The sequence below is a fragment of the Roseicyclus amphidinii genome (assembly GCF_030163755.1).
Lineage (GTDB): Bacteria > Pseudomonadota > Alphaproteobacteria > Rhodobacterales > Rhodobacteraceae > Roseicyclus > Roseicyclus amphidinii.
Genome location: NZ_JASJOE010000034.1, coordinates 22,618 through 39,133 on the forward strand (window position 1 = coordinate 22,618; position 16,516 = coordinate 39,133).

Consider the following 16,516-nt stretch of genomic DNA (forward strand, 5'->3'; position numbering starts at 1 on the left):
GGCACCTCCTTCAGCGGCCGATGAGGCCGGTTGCGATGGCCGGAAAGGCGATGACGAGGGCCAGGCAGATCAGCATGATCAGCGCAAAGGGCGCGGCCCCGAGGAAGATGTCCTTGAGCGAGATCTCGGGGTCGTCGAGCGTGGCCTTGATGACATAGACCGATACGCCGAAGGGCGGCGTCAGAAGCCCGATCTCGACCGCGATCACGGTGATGATCCCGAACCAGATCAGGTCCACGCCCAGCCCGGTGACGACCGGCAGCATGAGGGGCACGAGGATCAGCATGATCGAGCCGGAATCGAGGATCATTCCCAGCAGGATCACCACGAGGCAATAGAGCAGGATCAGCCCCAGAACACCGATATCGGCCATGGCGACAAATTCGCCGAAGCCCGCGGGCAGACCGGAAAAGGCCAGCATCCGCGAATACATCTGCGCCGCGATGAGCAGGAAACAGATGGCCGCCGTGATCAGCCCGGTGTCGACCAGAACCCGCCACAGCCCCGCCCGGCTCAGCCGCCCCTTGACGAGACCGATCACGAAGGCCCCTGCGGTGCCGATGGCCCCCGCCTCGACCGGGGTGAAGAACCCGGCGTAGATGCCCCCCAGCACCAGCGCGATCAGCGCGGTGATGGGCAGACCCTTGGCCAGAAGCTCGGCCGGGGACAGGGTGCTGTCGTCGGCGCCGAGGTTTCGGCCCACGAAGCCCGGCGCGCGGATCGCCATGACGATGGTGCCAAGACCGAAGAGCACCGCCAGCACCAGGCCCGGCCCCAGCCCGGCAAGGAACAGGTCGCCGATGGATTGCTCGGTCAGCAGCCCGTAGAGGATCAACAAAAGGCTCGGCGGGATCAGCATGCCAAGGACCGAGCTTCCCGCCACCACTCCCACGGCGAAGCGCGGAGTGTAGCCGTGGCGGCGCAGCTCGGGCACGGCGATCTTGGTGAAGACGGCGGCCGAGGCGATGGAAATGCCCGTGATCGCGGCAAAGATCGTGTTGGCCGCGATGGTGCCCACGCCCAGCCCGCCCTTGATGCGCCGGAACATGGCGTTGGCGACATCGAAGGCATCGCGCCCCATGCCCGACTCCGCCACGATGAACCCCATCAGCACGAAGACCGGGATCACGCCGAAGAAATAGCTCGAGATCGCGTCATTGGCCGCCAGCGCCAGCATCGTCGCCGCAAGGTCGGCACTGTCGCGGATCGCCCAGACGCCCACGAAGGAACACAGGATCAGCGCGATCGGGATGTAAAGCCCGGCCAGGGCGAGAACACCCATCGCCGCAAGGCTGAGCAGGCCGATGTCAAAGGGTGTCATCGCGGCCTCCGGCTGCGGGTGGGGCTGCGGCTGCGGGTCCCTCTCCGGGTCCGGGCAAATCACCGGTCAGCCGGCGCGCGATGCGGGCCAGGAACTGCAGCAACAGCAGCACCGCCCCCACGAGGATCATCAGCTTGACCGGCCATGTCGGGAAGGTGAAATTCCCCACCGATCCGACGAAATCCCCGCGCTCGTAGGACCGCACGAGGATCGGCCAATGCGCATGGATCAGCGTGCCGAGAACCAGCGCCCCGGTCAGCTCGAAAAGCGTCTCCATCATCGCCGCCACCTTTGGAAAGCGCCGGTGCATCATCGTGATCAGCCCGTCCGACCGGGTCAGCCGCCCGGCCGCGAAGGCCTGCGGCAATTGCACGAAGACGATGGCCACGATCGACAGCGAGACCATCTCGGGCACACCGCGAAGGGGGGTGCCAAGGGCCTCGCGGCCCAGCACATCGGCGCAGATCATCACGACAAGCCCGACGATCAGCACGGTGCCGAAGACATTCGCGCCCTGCGTCGCGGCATCGAGCCACCGCAGGGCGCGCCGGAAGACGGGCATGGCCCTACTCGCGGTCCCAGTCGCGCAGCGGCGTTGCGCCAGCCGCCCGCACCCGGTCCATGTAGAGCGTCAGGATGTCGGTTCCGGGCTGGCCGCCCGCATCCAGCGACGCGGCCCATTGGGCGGCGGCGTTGTCCATGTTCTGCGCCCATTGGGCGCGCAGCGCCTCGGGGGCGTCGCTCACGGTTGCGCCAGCCGCCTCCATGCCCGCGAAGGCGGTGGCCACGAAGCCTTCGAGATCGTCCAGATACCAGTCCATCGCGGCATCCGCCCCCGCCCTGAAGGCGGCCTGAACCTGCGGGTCCAGCCCGTCCCACCAATCCTTGTTGGCACAGATCGCACCGGCGAATTGCGCCCCCATGCCGAAGCGCGTGATATGGGGGGCCACCTCGTGCAGGCGGCCGGGGAAGGCGGCCGAGGCGAAGACGATCACCCCGTCATACACGCCCGTCTGCAACTCGTTGTAATAGGTCGTCAGGTTGCCCTGCACGCCCACGGCCCCGGTTCCCGACAGCCAGTTGATCGCCGGTCCGGGGGCCGCGATCTTGCGCCCCTCCAGATCGGCGAGCGAGGTGACGGGGAAATTCGTCATCAGCATGTAATCGTCCAGCGCCGTGGGCGCGCCCAGGTAGACGACGTTGTTGTCGGTATAGGCCGCGGTCATGCGGGGATCGTTCTGGTGCAGGTCATGCATGACGTCCGTCACCAGCCGGATGTCGTCGCTGACGAAGGGTGTGTAATAGGTCACGTTCTGCACCGCCAGCTTGGCGGGGTCGAACAACGACGAACAGGTGCCGATCTCGGCCAGCCCCGCCTCGACGGCCTCGAGCTCTTCGCCGACGCCGGCGATGGCTCCGCCGTATTGGCCCATGGCGTTCAGGCTGTGGCCCTGCGCCTCGAGCGCCGCCGAAACCGCCGGGACGAAGGCTTCGTCGAACTGCTTCACCCAGCGAAACACCGGCGGATGCCCGGCCACGATGGTCACGTTGAACGTCTCGGCCGATGCCGCATAGGCCGATGCCACCAGCGCGGTGGCCGCGATAGACATACGAAACATGGTTATCCTCCCTTGGCGGGGTCGCCTCCTCGCACCCTGCAGGGCAAACCTAGCCGCGGCTTGCCCTGTTTCAAAATTCATAATAAGACTGCACGCCATAAATCTCATGGATACCGCCATGCATCTCGACACGCTCGATCTGAACCTTCTGGTCGCGCTCGAGGCGCTGATGCGCCTGCGCTCGGTCACCGCGGCCGCGCAGGAGATGCACATCACGCAATCGGCCATGTCGAGCGCGCTGCGCCGGGCGCGGGCGCATTTCGGCGACGAGATCCTGTATTACGACGGGCGCGCGATGGTCCCCACCGCCTTCGGGCAACGGCTGGGCGAGCGCATCCCCGAGATGATCGGCCAGTTGCGCACCCTGTCACGGATGCGGCCCACCGACAGCCTCGAGGCGCTGCGCCGCCAGTTCACTCTGATCGCGTCGGATTACGTCTCGGCGGTCTTCATCTCGGCCCTGTCCCGACGCCTGTCGCGGCTTGCGCCGAACGTGACCCTGTCGGTCGTGCCCTTCACGCAAGAGGCCATCGCGCGCTTCCAGCGCGGGGTGATCGACTTTCTGATCGCGCCCGATTTCGCGCTGATGACCGACTACGAGGCACGCCCCCTGTTCCGCGACGTCTTTCGCTGCGTGCTGTGGCGCGACAACCCCGCCCTGCCCCACGCCTTCACCCCCGAGGCCTATTTCGCGGCGCCCCAGGTCATCACCAATTTCTTCCTCGAGAACGGCAACAGCCATTTCGAGCGATGGCTCTATGGGCTGGGCCATCCGGTCCGCGTCGCCGCCGCCTTGCCCAGCTTCGTGCTGCTGCCGCATTACGTCTCGGGGACGGGCAATGTCGCCACGATCCACAAGCGCCTCGAGCCGCATTTCGCCGGGATGGAAGAGCTGGTCTTCGTCGATCCCCCGGTCACGATCCCGCCGTTGCAGGAGTATCTCGTGACGACCGCCAAGCACCACCACGACCTCGAGGCGCAGATGCTCGAGGATGTCATGGTCGCCGTCGCGCAGGAGATGGACAGCCCCCGCGCCGACCGCGCCTCCGGGGGCCGGGTGGCGGCTCCGGGGCGCTGACACCGCCCCCGAACCTGCGCAAGGTCGGCTACCCCACCGGCTGCGGTCGTGCCGGACGCACCTGTCCCGCGCACCCGCCGAAGCCGATCCGGTGGCCAACCGCCGCGGCCGCGCGGGGGGCCGATGTCACGGCTCGGACACCTGCCGCGAAAAAGATCCTGCACACCGAAACAATGCCTTGATCGGGGTGAACAGCCCGCCAGTTTAGGGGGGTCGGCGCAAAGCCCCGTTCGGGGCCGGTCATGGCTCTGGAGGGTCCGACCGGTCGCCAAGCGGGAGGGCGCGTGCGGCATGTGAAACGTAAACAGTGTCAAACAGTGGGTGGTAATTCACGATGGGTATCTCAAGACGAGGCTTCTTCTACAGCACGGTCGCGGCGACCGCGGTCGGGCTGACCGCAACGCGGGCCACGGCGACGGTCTGCGCCATGCCGACGGCAGACCGCCAGGCGGGCTTCACGCCGCAAGGCGTGGTGGATGAGCTGATGGCGGGCAACGCGCGCTTCGTGTCGGGCAACATGGTCAACTGCGATTTCGCGGCCCAGGTGCGGCTGACCTCCGAAGGGCAGTATCCCATCGCCGCGGTGGTGGGCTGCATCGACAGCCGCGTGCCCCCCGAGCTGGTCTTCGACCAGGGGATCGGCGACATCTTCACCGCCCGCGTCGCGGGCAATTTCGTGAACACCGACATCATCGGCAGCCTGGAGTTCGCCTGCCGCGTCGCGGGGGCCAAGGCCATCGTCGTGCTGGGCCACACACAATGCGGTGCGGTCAAGGGCGCGGTGGACCAGGTCGAGCTGGGCAACCTGACGGCGATGTTGCAGAACATCGAGCCCGCGGTCGCCGCGGCGGGCCCCGTCGCGGTGCGCAGCTCGTCCGACAGCGAATTCGTGCAGCGGGTGGCCGACAGCAACGTCACGCTTGCGGTTCAGAACATCCTCGACACCAGCGAGGTGCTGGCCGGCATGGTCGAGGCGGGCGAGCTGGTGATCGTGGGCGCGATGCATGATATCGCCACCGGGCAGGTGACGCTGCTCTGAAAAGAGGGGCGGGGCGCGCATCTCGGCGCGCGCCCCGCTCGGTCAGGTTCGATCCGGAGGATACGGGCACGGCCCAACAATCCCCTCGGCCAGATGCGGGGCGTCAGCCCCTCGGGCGTGGCGCGCCCCCGGCCAAGGGACCCGCCGCGGCCCAAGCGCCTTTCACGACGGGCGGCCCGCCCCCTCGGCCGCCTTGCCCCGGCGCAGCAGCTTGAGCAAGGGCAGCAGGATCAGGATCAGCGCCACCACCGTGATCGGCCCCGCGACGGGCCGGGTGAAGAAGATCGACGGATCGCCCGAGGACAGCAGAAGCGACTGGCGCAGCGTCGGCTCGGCGATGGGGCCCAGAACGATGGCCAGCACTGCGGGCGCCAGCGGATAGTCGAAGCGCCGCAGGACGAAGGCCCCCAGCCCGAAGATCACGATCAGCCAGATGTCGAACATGTCCCGCGTCGCGGCGAAGCCGCCGGCGATGGACAAGACGAAGATCATCGGCGCAAGGATCGTGAAGGGCATCCGCAGCATCCAGATGAAGACCGGGATGAAGGCGAGGTTGATCAGCACCGCCGCGATGTTCGAGATGTAGAAGGACCCGATCAGCCCCCAGACGAACTCGGTCTCGTTCACGAACAGCATCGGGCCGGGCACCAACCCCCAGATCACCATGCCGCCCAGGAGGATCGCCGTGGTGGGCGAGCCGGGGATGCCCAGCGTCAGCATCGGCAGCATCGACCCGGTCGAGGCCGAGTTGTTCGCGGCCTCGGGCGCTGCCACCCCGTCGGGGTTGCCCCGCCCGTAATCCTTGGGATTGCGGCTGACCATCTTGGCCACGCCGTAGGACATGAGAGAGGCGGGCGTCGCGCCTGCCGCGGGCAGGATGCCCACGAAGAAGCCGAGGATCGAGCCGATGGCCGTCCCCTTCCAGCCGCGACGCATGGATTCCGCCGTGTCGGCGGCCATGCCCTTCATGGTCATCTTGGGCGTCGTGCTTTCGACATCGCCGCGGGATTGCTCGATGGTCCAGAGCATCTCGCCGATGCCGTAGACCCCGATGGCCAGCACGAGGAAGCCGATCCCTTGCAGGAAGCCGTTGATGTCGAACAGCACCAGCCGCGGCGCGCCCGAGATCTGGTCGAAGCCGATGGCCCCCAGCACGAGGCCGAAACAGATCGAGAAGATCGTTTTCGGGATGTCATCGCCCCCCAACCCCACGAAGGTGGCGAAGGCCAGCAGCATCAGCGCGAAGATCTCGGGCGGGCCGAAGGACAGCGCGACACTGGCCAGCAAGGGCGCGAAGGCGGTGAAGAAGACATTGGCGACCGTCCCCCCGATGAAGGACGCGATGGCCGCCGTCACCAGCGCAAGCGACGCCCGCCCCTGCCGCGCCAAGGGCCTGCCGTCGAAGGTGGTGGCGACGGCGGTCGAGGCACCCGGAATGCCCAGCGTGATCGACGAGATCGCGCCGCCATACATCGCGCCGTAGTAGATCGCCGCAAGAAAGATGATCGCGCCCGAGGGCGGCACGAGAAAGGTGATCGGCAACAGGATCGCAACCCCGTTGACCGACCCCAGCCCCGGCATCGCCCCGATGAACAGGCCGATGGTCACGCCGACGATGATCAGCATGAGATTCAGCGGTTGCAGCGCCAGCAGCATGCCGTCGCCGAGAAGTGACAGGATTTCCATGTCTTGAGGCGCCTGACCTAGTAGATGATTTCATAAAGGATGTCGAAGACCGGGTCCGTGAAGGACAGGCCCGTCGGCATCGTGATCTGCATCGCACCTTCGAAAAAGAAGAAGAACAGGATCGGGGTCGCCAGAGACAGCCCGAGGCTCAGGCCCCAGCCGTGACGCCCGAGAAAGCGCAGGTAATAGAACAGGAAGACGGCGATAGCGCCGTACATCGAGATGACCTCGATCAGGGCCACGAAGACGATGACGCCCCCCCCCACGAAGATCACCATCCGCCAGCCATAGGCATCGAGAAACGGCTCGTCGGATTGCGACGGCGGAGAGGTCCGCCGCCACCAGTTCCAGGCGATCATGCCGCAGCACGCCAGCATGATGGCCGAGAGCCAGAAGGGCCAGGCGCCACCGCCCGGCCCCCGGCCCGAGACATAGCCGATGGGCAATTCGGTGCTCTTCCACATCAGGTAGATGGAGAAGAGCGCCAGAACCCCGGCCGTCACGATTTCACCCTTGCGCATTCGGGCCCCCTGCCGTTCGGGCTTCGGTCACGCTGCGGGTCTTATTCGCCGAGCGCCGCGAGAAGCGCGCGATGGGTTTCGACCTGCGTGGCCCAGTAGGCGCGCTGCTGCTCGGCATCCATCCAGAGCGGCGACAGGCTCTCGCTTTCGAGGTAGGCCTGCCATTCGTCGCTTTCGTAGATCTGCGTGAACACGTCCTGGTAATAGGCCGCGGCCTCGTCCGACATGCCGGGCGCGCCCACGACGGCACGCTGGTTGTAGTAGGAGAAGTCGTGCCCCATCTCGATCATCGTCGGCACGTCGGGATAGGCGGGCAGACGCTCGTCCGAGAAGGCCACGAGCGGCACGAACTGGCCCGCCTCGTAGAAGCCCTTGGCCTCGGCGGGATTGTTCACCGTCGCCATGATCTGCTGACCGGCCAGGTCACGCGCCACCGCGCCGCCACCATCGTAGGGGATGTAGTTGACCGAGATGTCGAAGGCATCCGACATGTAGGCGATGACGATGCTGTCTTCCTGCCCCGTGCCGGTGCCGCCCATCACGTAGTCGCCGTTCATGCCGCGCACCGTCTCGAGCCATTGGTCGAGGCTGGTGATGCCGCTGTCGACATGCACCCAGAGCACGAAGGGGTCCACGCCCATCATCGCCACCGGCGTGAAGGTCTGGATGTCGATGCCCAGGTTGTCCTGCCGGATCGGCGTGGTGAAGAAGCTGTTGAGCGTCACCAGGATCGTGTGATCGGGATCGGAGGCGGAATTGACATGCAACAGCGCCTCGGCCCCAGAGCCGCCACCGCGGTTCGTCGGCACCAGCGGGCGGTTGGTCAGGTCGTAGCGTTCGGCGACCGACTGCAGGAAACGCGCGATCTGGTCCGCGCCGCCGCCGGCGCCCGCCATGATCGTGAAATCGATCGGGCGCCGCGGCTCCCAGTCCTGGGCCACCGCCGGAAGCGGCGAGAGCACGATAAGCGCGGCGCAGGCCGCCTTGAAAACTCCACCCTTGGTGAACGACATGATTGTTCCTCCCCTGTCGTGACTGCCGACACGGGGATCAGCTCGCCCCTGCGTCACTGCATTGCGGGAGTAACTAAATTACAAAGGTGCCGCTTCAAGTATTATTTTATTGCGCGCAATAACATTGCGATCAATGCGCCAGAAGGACAGGAAATTCCGCTGTGTCCACAACGGATTGCGTGTTGCCGCCGAAGATCGTCTCGCGCTCGTGGCTGTGGCCGTAGGCTCCCATGACCAGCAGATCGGCCCCGATCTCGCGCGTCTTCTCCATCAGGGCGAGGCCTGGTTTCTTCGCCTCGAAATGCAGCACATCCGCCGCCACGCCGCGCAGGGCGTAGTAGTCGCGCAGCTCCTCGGCCGTGGCGCCGTGCAGCTCGCCCGCGCCCACGGCAAGGATCGTCACCGTCTCGGCCCCCGCCACCACGTCAAGCGTCAGCGCGACCGAGCGCGCCGCCTCGAGCGAGCCGTTCCAGGCGACCGTCACGTGCCGCCCGAACCCCTCGGCCACGGGTCGCCCCCGCGGACACATCAGAACCGGCCGCCCGGTCTGGAACAGGGCCGTCTTCAGCACGTTGGTGCCGAGGTTGCGGTCGCGGTCCGGCTTTGCGACCACGACAAGGTCGGCCAAGCGCCCGTTGTGCTTGATGACATGGGCCATGCGGCCGAATTCCTCGACGAACTGGACCGTGGCGCGCGACCCGTCGGGGCTGTCGGTCTCGGTCAGGTCGAGCGCGCCCGCCAGCTCGTGCAGAGAGGCGCGCAGCGCGGTTTCCTCCTGGTCGGCCAGCTCGGCGGCCTGCGACAGGATCGTGTCGCGCGCGAACCGGGGCAAAAGCGTGCTGTAGGGGATCATGTCGTCGGGCTTGGCCCGGCAATGGGCGACCACGACATGCGCCTTGTGGCGATGCGCCGCCGCGGCGGCATGGGCCAGCACCGTCTCGCTCATGCCGTCGCCCCGGACCGGCACCAGAATTCTTGCAAGCATTCCCGTTCCTCCCTTGCCGCGCCTGCGGCCCTCCACCGGCCTCGGGCGCATCTCCCTGAAGATGGTTATAGACTCGTTTCGGGAAATTTCCGGCGAAATCGGCAAGGGGCCGCTGCCACCCGCGCCGCGATCCATCCGCATGACGCCCGCAAGCTGCCCGTTTGACCGGGGTCGGGCGCTCAAAAGTTGAGCATGTGCGAAACTATTGCCACTTGTGCGGAGGCTGCGCTTTGCGATCCGCGCAGGCTGCGCCATCCTGAACCCAGTCAGACGGCACACCGCTTCTCCTCCCTTCCTTACGGGGTGTCCGGCTGGCAGGAAAACCTAGCTGGCGGCCCGCCTCCTCGTCTCTCTTCCACATTGGCCGGGTCGCCAGCTTTTTTCACCGGAGTAGAAGCTGGCAGGGGCTGCGCGCCTCGGGTCATTGCTCCCTTCCGCGGCGCATGCCCGCGAAGGAGCGACGATGACCGACAGCTATTCCCATGCAGAGCTCAACCGCGAAACCCGCATCGGCGGGCTGGGCACCGAGGGCACCCATTCCGTCGCCCTGATCGACCTGTCCGATTACGACACCCGCAAACCCGAGATCGCCGAAGAGCTTTGGCAGGCCGCGACCACGCTGGGCCTGTTCCAGCTGTCCGGCCACGGCATCCCGCTTGAACAGATCGAAGAGGCCTTCACCCTCTCCGAGGCGTTTTTTGCACAACCCGCGGCGGCCAAGGAGAAAACGCCGCTCCGCCCCGGCACCAACGCGGGCTGGGAATTCAAGAGCCAGGTCCGCCCCTCGACCGGCACACCGGATCAGAAGGAAAGCTACCAGATCACCCGACCCCGGATGGACGGCCTCTGGCCCGATCCCGCCGAGATCCCCGGCTTCCGCGAGAAGATGCTGGCCTTCGAGGCCGCCAACTGGGGCGTGGCGATGAAGGTGCTGTCGTGCTTCGCCCTGAAGCTCGGCTTCGAGGAGGATCTGTTCACCCGCGCCCATGACCCCGCCTCGCCCGAGTATCAATCGACGCTGCGGCTGATCCATTACCTGCCGATGGAAAACGCGAAACCCGAGGATTTCACGGGCTGGCGCGCGGGGGCGCATACCGATTTCGACTGCCTGACCCTGCTGCATCAGAAGACCGGACAGGGCGGGTTGCAGGTCTGCCCCGGCCACGCCGCCGAAGAGGGCGCCTGGACCAGCGTCGAGCCGGTCACCGGCGTGATCACCTGCAACATCGGCGACATGCTGATGCGCTGGTCCGACGACCGGCTGTTGTCGAACCCGCACCGCGTGCGGATGCCGCGGAAAGGCGAATACCTCGGGCCGCGCTACTCGATCCCCTTCTTCGCACAGGCGAACAAGGATGTCGTCCTGCAGGGCCCCGAGCGGAAATATCCCGCGATCACCGCGGGCGATTACATCCTCGACCGCATCCGGGCGAATTACGATGCGTTGCGAAAAATGGGATAGAAGGGCCATGGCGCAGGGTCACGGTCGCCTCAATCACGCCGCAATCGGGGCGCAGCCTGTCCCGGTATCGCGCAGATCGAGACAAAGGACAGACCCATGCCGACGCCAAGCCCCAAGCCCGCTCCGCCCAAGGGTGCCGCCCCCGAGCGCGAGCGCCCTGCCCCCGTGGCCGCGCCCGTGCGCTTCAAGGACTGGGCGAGCATCTGACCGGCACCCCGCCGTGCCTGCCCCGCGATGACCGCGCCCGAGGGTGACGACCCGGTCACCGCCATCCGCCACATCGGCCCGGCGCAAGCGGCCGAACTTGCCCGAGCGGGCATCACCACGGCCAGCGCGCTGCGCCGGATCGGCGCGGGGGCCGCGTATCGCGCCATGCTCGCCGCGGGCACGCGGCCGCATTTCATAGGGTTCTACGCGCTGCACATGGCGCTGCAGGGCCGGCCCTGGAACGACTGCAAGGGCGCGGAGAAAGACGCGCTGCGCGCGGCCTTCGACGCGATGAAGGCCGAGACGACCGGGGCCGACCCGCCCTTCGAGCTGGAGCGGGTCCTCGACGAGATCGGAACCGGCCGGCGGCGCTGACGGGCATCGCGCTGCGCTGCGGCAGGCTGCCACAGGCTGCCCGCCCGAAATCGGCAGCCCCATTGATCCACGTCAATCAACGACTTGGCACGCGCGTCTAGTCTGGAATCGTTCCAGATCGGAAACCCCGGAAACGCGCCGACCCTTGGAGAATGGCCCATGAGACACCTGACGTTGACCGCAACCGCCGCCCTTCTGGCGGCCCTGGCGGGCCCCGCGCTCGCCAATGAAGAGCTGCGGTCCTACGCCAACGACCTGTTCGACCCGATCCCGCTGTCCGCGCCGGACCTCGAGAACAACATCATCACGCGGCCCCGCGTGGACCTCGGCGCGATGCTGTTCTTCGACCCGCGGATGTCGCGCTCGGGCCTGTTCTCCTGCCAGTCCTGTCACAACGTCGGCCTCGGCGGGGTCGACGGGCTGCAGACCTCGATCGGCCACGGCTGGCAACAGGGTCCGCGCAACTCGCCCACCATGTACAACGCCGTCTTCAACATCGCCCAGTTCTGGGACGGTCGCGCCGCCAACCTCGCCGAGCAGGCGATGGGTCCGGTGCAGGCCGGTGTCGAGATGAACAACACGCCCGAACGGCTGATCGAGACGCTGACCTCGATGGAAGGCTACATCACCGCCTTCAACGAGGCCTTCCCCGGTGAGGAGGACCCGGTCACCTTCGAGAATTTCGCGCGCGCGGTCGAGGCCTTCCAGGCCACGCTGACCACGCCGAACTCGCGCTTCGACCAGTTCCTGAACGGCGCCGACAGCCTGACCGAGCAGGAAATCCGCGGCCTCGAGGCCTTCATCGACGAGGGCTGCGCGGCCTGCCACGCTGGCGTGAACATGGGCGGCGAGGGCTACTATCCCTTCGGCCTCGTGGAACGCCCCGGTGCGGCCGTCCTGCCCGAAGGCGACCGTGGCCGCTTCGAGGTGACGGCGACCGCGGCCGACGATTACGTCTTCCGCGCCTCGCCGCTTCGCAACATCGAGCTGACCGCCCCCTATTTCCACTCGGGCGTGGTCTGGTCGCTGGAAGAGGCCGTCGCCGTGATGGGCGTCTCGCAGCTGGGGGCGGATCTCGACGATCAGCAGATCGCCGACATCACCGCTTTCCTGCGCAGCCTGACGGGCGAGATCCCCGAGGTGGTGCATCCGACCCTTCCGGTCTCGACCCCCGCGACCCCGCGGCCCGAGCCGATGTAGGCTGGCCCGATACCGACCCGCGCGCCGTCTCCTCCCTTCGGCGGGCGGGTCCGGTCGGGGCCGCGATCCGTCTTCTCGTTGCGGATCGCGGCCCCGTGATTCCCGGGCCACCCCGGTCAGATCAGCGCGCGTTCCCGGCTGATCATCACGGCATGGGCGCGGTTGCGGGCGTTCAGTTTCTTGCAGATGGCGCGCATGTGCATTTTGACCGAAACCTCGGTGATGCCCATGTCGCGCGCGATCTCCTTGTTGGTCAGCCCTTCGGAGGCCCGGCTCAACACGAAATGCTCGCGCTCGTTCAGGGGCGAGTCCGCCGCCTTGGCCGGCCCGCCCGCATCGGGCCCGTCGAGCGGCACGAAGACCTGCCCCGAGTTGATCAGCTGGATCACACTGAGAAGCGATTGCAGCGGCATCGTCTTGGGGATCAGGCCACGCACCCCCAGCTCGAGCGAACTATTGAGGAAATGCCGGTCCACGCGCCCCGTGAACAGGACGACGCGCCCGCCTTGCGCCTTTTCCACGACCGTCTTGACGCTGGCGAGCCCCATCATGCCGGGCATCTTGAGATCCAGAAGAACAATCTCGAACTGCCCCGCTGCAAGCGCCGCAAGCGTTTCGTCGAAGGTTTCCGCCGTCGTGACCGAGAAATCCGCGCCGCTGCTGAGAAGATTTCCAACAGCTTCGGCCAAAAGGCGATGATCGTCCGCAATCAGGACGCGCAATGTGGTTTCCGAAATCATCACCATCTCAAAAGCACCTGTTCATTCTCGTTCAGCAGGAGTGCATTTACCATTCCCGCAGTTTCGTGGCGAAAGTAGGGCCACGCCAGAGCGGAACCACAATCGTATACCACGTTCATCGAATTGGTCGGTCGGATATCCCGATGCGTCCCTTCGCACTTGTCGCACATGTCAATGAACCCCGGCGAACACTTAAGAACAATACATATATCTTTCGATAGTTCTACAATCTTGCGCGTCATGCTGTAGGTGATGCCCGTGGCTTTATCCGAGGTTGACATGAACAAACGCTCTCTCTTGCAAGTCGTCGGCGCAGCGGCCCTCGCCGCCCTCGCCATGACGCATGCCGCCGCCGCAGAAGACGTCATCCTGACCATACAGGGCGATGTGGCGGACGGCGCGCATGACTTCACCGATGCCGACCTGATGGCACTGCCCCAGATCACCGTCGAAACCTCGACCATCTGGACCGAGGGCGTGTTGACCTTCTCGGGCCCCTCCCTGGCCAGCCTGCTGGACGAGATCGGCGCGGGCGACGGCGACATCACGCTTGTTGCGATCAATGATTACGTGGTCGAGATGCCGCGCGACGTGATCGAGGCGGAAGCGCCGATCATCGCTGCCCGGATCGACGGCGAACCCTTCAGCGTGCGCAACAAGGGCCCGCTGTGGGTGATCTTCCCCTATGACAGCGACGAACGGTTCCGCGCGGAAAGCGTCTACGCCTACAGCGTGTGGCAGCTGAGCGGCATCACCGTCAACTGACGCGCGGGATCCGGCACGGTGCCCCACAGGAATATCTTCTACCGCTCTCGCACCTTCGGGCGCGTGGGCGGTGCCATTCTGCTGGGGTTGCTGATCCTGTCCTGTCTTGCGCTTGTGGGCAGCGCGATCTCCTTCGACCGCCGCCTGGGCGAGGTGCGCGACGCCAATTCAGACAACCAGGGCTGGATCGTGTCGCAGCTCGAGGTCGATCATCTCGCCCTTTTGCTGGCCACCTCCGAAACGCTGGAGGAGATGCGGGAGGGCGGCGGCCGCGTTCCCGATGCGCGCTGGCGCAGCCTGGTGACCGAGTTCGACATCTTCTACAGCCGCGTGACCGTCTTCCTCGCGGCGATGCGCGCCTTCGAAGTGTCGCCCGAGTTCGAGGCCCGGCTGAACCGGCTGAACCGGTTGCGGATCGAGCTGGCCGAGGAGATCGACGCGCTCGACCCCGGTGACATGGCGGGCCTGCAGGGGTTCCGCGATGCGCTGACGGCCGAAACCGACCTTGTCCGCGGCGTGGTGACCACGGGTCTGCAATTCTTCATCGACACCGCCCAGCAGGCCCGCGAGCGCGAGCGCGAGATCTGGCAATACTTCCTGATGCAGACGCTGGGCCTTCTGGCGCTGATCCTGGCCGCGGCCTTTCTGTCGGCGCGTCTGAACCATGCGCTCGAACATCGCAGCGTCGCCGCCGAACGCGCCGCCTCGACCGTGCTCAAGGCCTACGAGGCGATGCTGAGCGCCGTGGTGGTGACGACCTTCGACGGCAAGATGCTCTTGTTCAACAAGTCCGCCGAACGCATGTTCCGCATCCCGGCCAGCGATGTCATCGGGGCCGACACCTCGCTGCAATTCGTGCCGCGGCGGCTGCGCCGCTTCGTGCGGCGCACCATCGACGACGCGATGCGCCATGCCGCCCGGCAGGACAGCGTCCGCATCTCGCGCCGCACGCTGGCGCGGCGGTTCGACGGCGAGGTCTTCCCGATCGAACTGTCGGTCACCAATGACGTCGATCACGACGGCCGCCGCATCCTGATCACCTTCATCCGCGACATCTCGGAGCAGGTCCGCACCGAAAACGCCATGCGCACCGCCGTGGACGAGGCCCGCCGCGCCGCTGCCGCGAAAAGCATGTTCCTGGCCACCATGAGCCACGAGATGCGCACGCCGCTGCACGGTCTGATCGCCGCTCTCGAGTTGATGGACCCCCGCGGCTTCGATGCGGACACGCGCAACCTCTATGACACCGCGCTGAATTGCAGCGAACGGGCGCTGTCGCAGATCAACGACGTGCTGCAATTCACCCGCGCCACGGCCCTGCGCGAGACCGCGGCCCCCTTCCAGCCCGCCCGCATCGTCAGCGACCTTCTCGGCCAGCTTGGCCCCTATGCGAAAGAGCATGGGAACACCATCGAGATGGCGGTCACGGGGCCGGGCAGCGACACGCGCGTGCTGGGCTATCCCAACGCGTTCTCCCGCGCGCTCTACAACCTGATCGGCAACGCGGTGAAGTTCACCACCAACGGCCGCGTCCGCGTCGAACTGACGTTCGGGGAGGCCGGCCCGGATGACGCCATCGCCCTGCGCGTCGCGGTGATCGACGAAGGGCCCGGCATCGCCGAAGCCGATCACGAGCGCATCTTCCGCCTGTTCGAGACGACGGCCGACCCCACCGACGCAGGCGGGGCGACCGGGGCCGCGGGGTCGAGCAACCTGTGGGGCACCGGCCTCGGGCTGCCGATCACGAAGATCGCGGTCGAGACGATGAAAAGCGAGATCCGCCTCGACAGTGCCCTTGGACAGGGCAGCCGCTTCTGGTTCGACCTCGTCCTGCCGCGCGCCACGGGCGCCGATGCGGTGCAGGTCGTTGCGGCACCGGTTGACGAACCGGCCGAGGACGTCGCCGCGCGCGACCGGCGCGACGTGCTGGTGGTGGATGACAACGAGGTCAACCGCACGCTCATGCTGCGCATGGTCGAGCGGCTGGGCCACCGCACGGCCTCGGCCCGCAACGGGCGCGAGGCCGTGGACCTCGCCCGCGAGACGCGGTTCGACGTGATCCTGATGGATGTGAACATGCCGGTGATGAACGGCTGCGACGCAAGCCTCGCCATCCGCGAGGCGGGCGCATCGCGCGCGGCGGTCATCATCGGGGTGACCGCCCTGATGGAGGCCGAGGACGCCGGGCTGTTCCACGAGTTCGGCATGGCGACCACGCTCGTCAAACCGGTGAAACCCGCCACGCTCGCCGCGACCTTCGCCGCCGTCGCGCGCGGCGATTTCGACATGGTCGACCTGGCGGAGGAAGATGAGGCGGAGGACGACGCAGCGGAGGACGAGATGCTTGCGCCCGAACTGGATATCGACGACCTGGCCGGACTGGTCGGGGCGGACACCGCGCGCCGACTTCTGGCCGCGACGCTGGAGGATGCCGCGGCGGCGCTGGAGGCCGCCCGCACGGGCGCGGCGGACAGTGGCGACCTCGCCCACAAGGCCGCGGGTGCG

The 16,516-nt window shown here is 66.8% G+C and carries 15 protein-coding genes; 7 read left to right on the forward strand and 8 right to left on the reverse strand.

The genetic code is table 11. From position 1 onward, the window contains the following. Nucleotides 1-10: 10 nt before the first annotated feature. From QQK83_RS12175 to QQK83_RS12185, 3 genes are read right to left on the reverse strand one after another with little or no spacing between them, the layout of a single operon-like run. A complete protein-coding gene (locus QQK83_RS12175) occupies nt 11-1,321 on the reverse strand; it encodes a TRAP transporter large permease (RefSeq protein WP_284264571.1) in 1,311 nt (436 codons plus the stop codon). Further along, nucleotides 1,308-1,883 (reverse strand): TRAP transporter small permease subunit, encoded by a 576-nt coding sequence (locus tag QQK83_RS12180; protein ID WP_284264572.1) that lies wholly within the window; start codon nt 1,881-1,883, stop codon nt 1,308-1,310. The genes QQK83_RS12175 and QQK83_RS12180 overlap by 14 nt, the downstream gene beginning before the upstream one ends. Nucleotides 1,884-1,887: 4 nt before the next feature. After that, a complete protein-coding gene (locus tag QQK83_RS12185) occupies nt 1,888-2,940 on the reverse strand; it encodes a C4-dicarboxylate TRAP transporter substrate-binding protein (RefSeq protein ID WP_284264573.1) in 1,053 nt (350 codons plus the stop codon). Nucleotides 2,941-3,046: 106 nt separating this feature from the next. On the opposite strand from QQK83_RS12185, the gene QQK83_RS12190 reads away from it, so the two are divergent. Together QQK83_RS12190 and QQK83_RS12195 are read left to right on the forward strand one after the other, a co-directional pair. Continuing rightward, on the forward strand, nt 3,047-4,018 hold the full coding sequence (locus QQK83_RS12190) for a LysR family transcriptional regulator (RefSeq protein ID WP_284264574.1): 972 nt from the start codon (nt 3,047-3,049) through the stop codon (nt 4,016-4,018). Nucleotides 4,019-4,352: 334 nt separating this feature from the next. Continuing rightward, nucleotides 4,353-5,057: a carbonic anhydrase family protein gene (locus QQK83_RS12195; RefSeq protein WP_284264576.1), complete on the forward strand. Its 705-nt coding sequence runs from the start codon at nt 4,353-4,355 to the stop codon at nt 5,055-5,057. A 162-nt stretch (nt 5,058-5,219) separates the two neighbouring features. Here QQK83_RS12195 and QQK83_RS12200 read toward each other — a convergent pair whose 3' ends face one another. The 4 genes from QQK83_RS12200 to QQK83_RS12215 all read right to left on the reverse strand — a co-directional run bounded on the left by QQK83_RS12200 (nt 5,220) and on the right by QQK83_RS12215 (nt 9,262). Beyond that, the gene (locus tag QQK83_RS12200; RefSeq protein WP_284264578.1) at nt 5,220-6,743 is read right to left on the reverse strand and encodes a tripartite tricarboxylate transporter permease; all 1,524 of its coding nucleotides are present in this window, start codon (nt 6,741-6,743) and stop codon (nt 5,220-5,222) included. Between the two features lie 17 nt (nt 6,744-6,760). Beyond that, nucleotides 6,761-7,264, reverse strand: a complete 504-nt coding sequence (locus QQK83_RS12205; RefSeq protein ID WP_284264580.1) for a tripartite tricarboxylate transporter TctB family protein — start codon at nt 7,262-7,264, stop codon at nt 6,761-6,763. A gap of 41 nt (nt 7,265-7,305) precedes the next feature. Beyond that, the gene (locus tag QQK83_RS12210; RefSeq protein WP_284264582.1) at nt 7,306-8,277 is read right to left on the reverse strand and encodes a Bug family tripartite tricarboxylate transporter substrate binding protein; all 972 of its coding nucleotides are present in this window, start codon (nt 8,275-8,277) and stop codon (nt 7,306-7,308) included. 130 nt (nt 8,278-8,407) lie between these two features. Beyond that, a complete protein-coding gene (locus tag QQK83_RS12215) occupies nt 8,408-9,262 on the reverse strand; it encodes a universal stress protein (protein WP_284264584.1) in 855 nt (284 codons plus the stop codon). 463 nt (nt 9,263-9,725) lie between these two features. On the opposite strand from QQK83_RS12215, the gene QQK83_RS12220 reads away from it, so the two are divergent. The 3 genes from QQK83_RS12220 (at nt 9,726) to QQK83_RS12230 (ending at nt 12,506) form a co-directional block, all read left to right on the forward strand. Next, on the forward strand, nt 9,726-10,724 hold the full coding sequence (locus tag QQK83_RS12220; protein WP_284264586.1) for an isopenicillin N synthase family dioxygenase: 999 nt from the start codon (nt 9,726-9,728) through the stop codon (nt 10,722-10,724). A 234-nt stretch (nt 10,725-10,958) separates the two neighbouring features. Beyond that, on the forward strand, nt 10,959-11,306 hold the full coding sequence (locus QQK83_RS12225; protein WP_284264588.1) for a TfoX/Sxy family protein: 348 nt from the start codon (nt 10,959-10,961) through the stop codon (nt 11,304-11,306). Between the two features lie 159 nt (nt 11,307-11,465). Then, entirely contained in the window at nt 11,466-12,506 is a 1,041-nt protein-coding gene (locus QQK83_RS12230; RefSeq protein ID WP_284264590.1) for a cytochrome-c peroxidase, read from the forward strand. 116 nt (nt 12,507-12,622) lie between these two features. Here the strand turns inward: QQK83_RS12230 and QQK83_RS12235 are convergent, their stop codons facing one another. Then, a complete protein-coding gene (locus QQK83_RS12235) occupies nt 12,623-13,252 on the reverse strand; it encodes a response regulator (protein WP_284264592.1) in 630 nt (209 codons plus the stop codon). A 273-nt stretch (nt 13,253-13,525) separates the two neighbouring features. Between QQK83_RS12235 and QQK83_RS12240 the strand changes: the two genes are divergently transcribed. Together QQK83_RS12240 and QQK83_RS12245 are read left to right on the forward strand one after the other, a co-directional pair. After that, nucleotides 13,526-14,011 (forward strand): putative pterin-binding protein, encoded by a 486-nt coding sequence (locus QQK83_RS12240; RefSeq protein WP_284264594.1) that lies wholly within the window; start codon nt 13,526-13,528, stop codon nt 14,009-14,011. Nucleotides 14,012-14,029: 18 nt separating this feature from the next. Then, a partial coding sequence (locus QQK83_RS12245; RefSeq protein ID WP_284264596.1) for a hybrid sensor histidine kinase/response regulator occupies nt 14,030-16,516 on the forward strand: 2,487 nt, incomplete at its 3' end.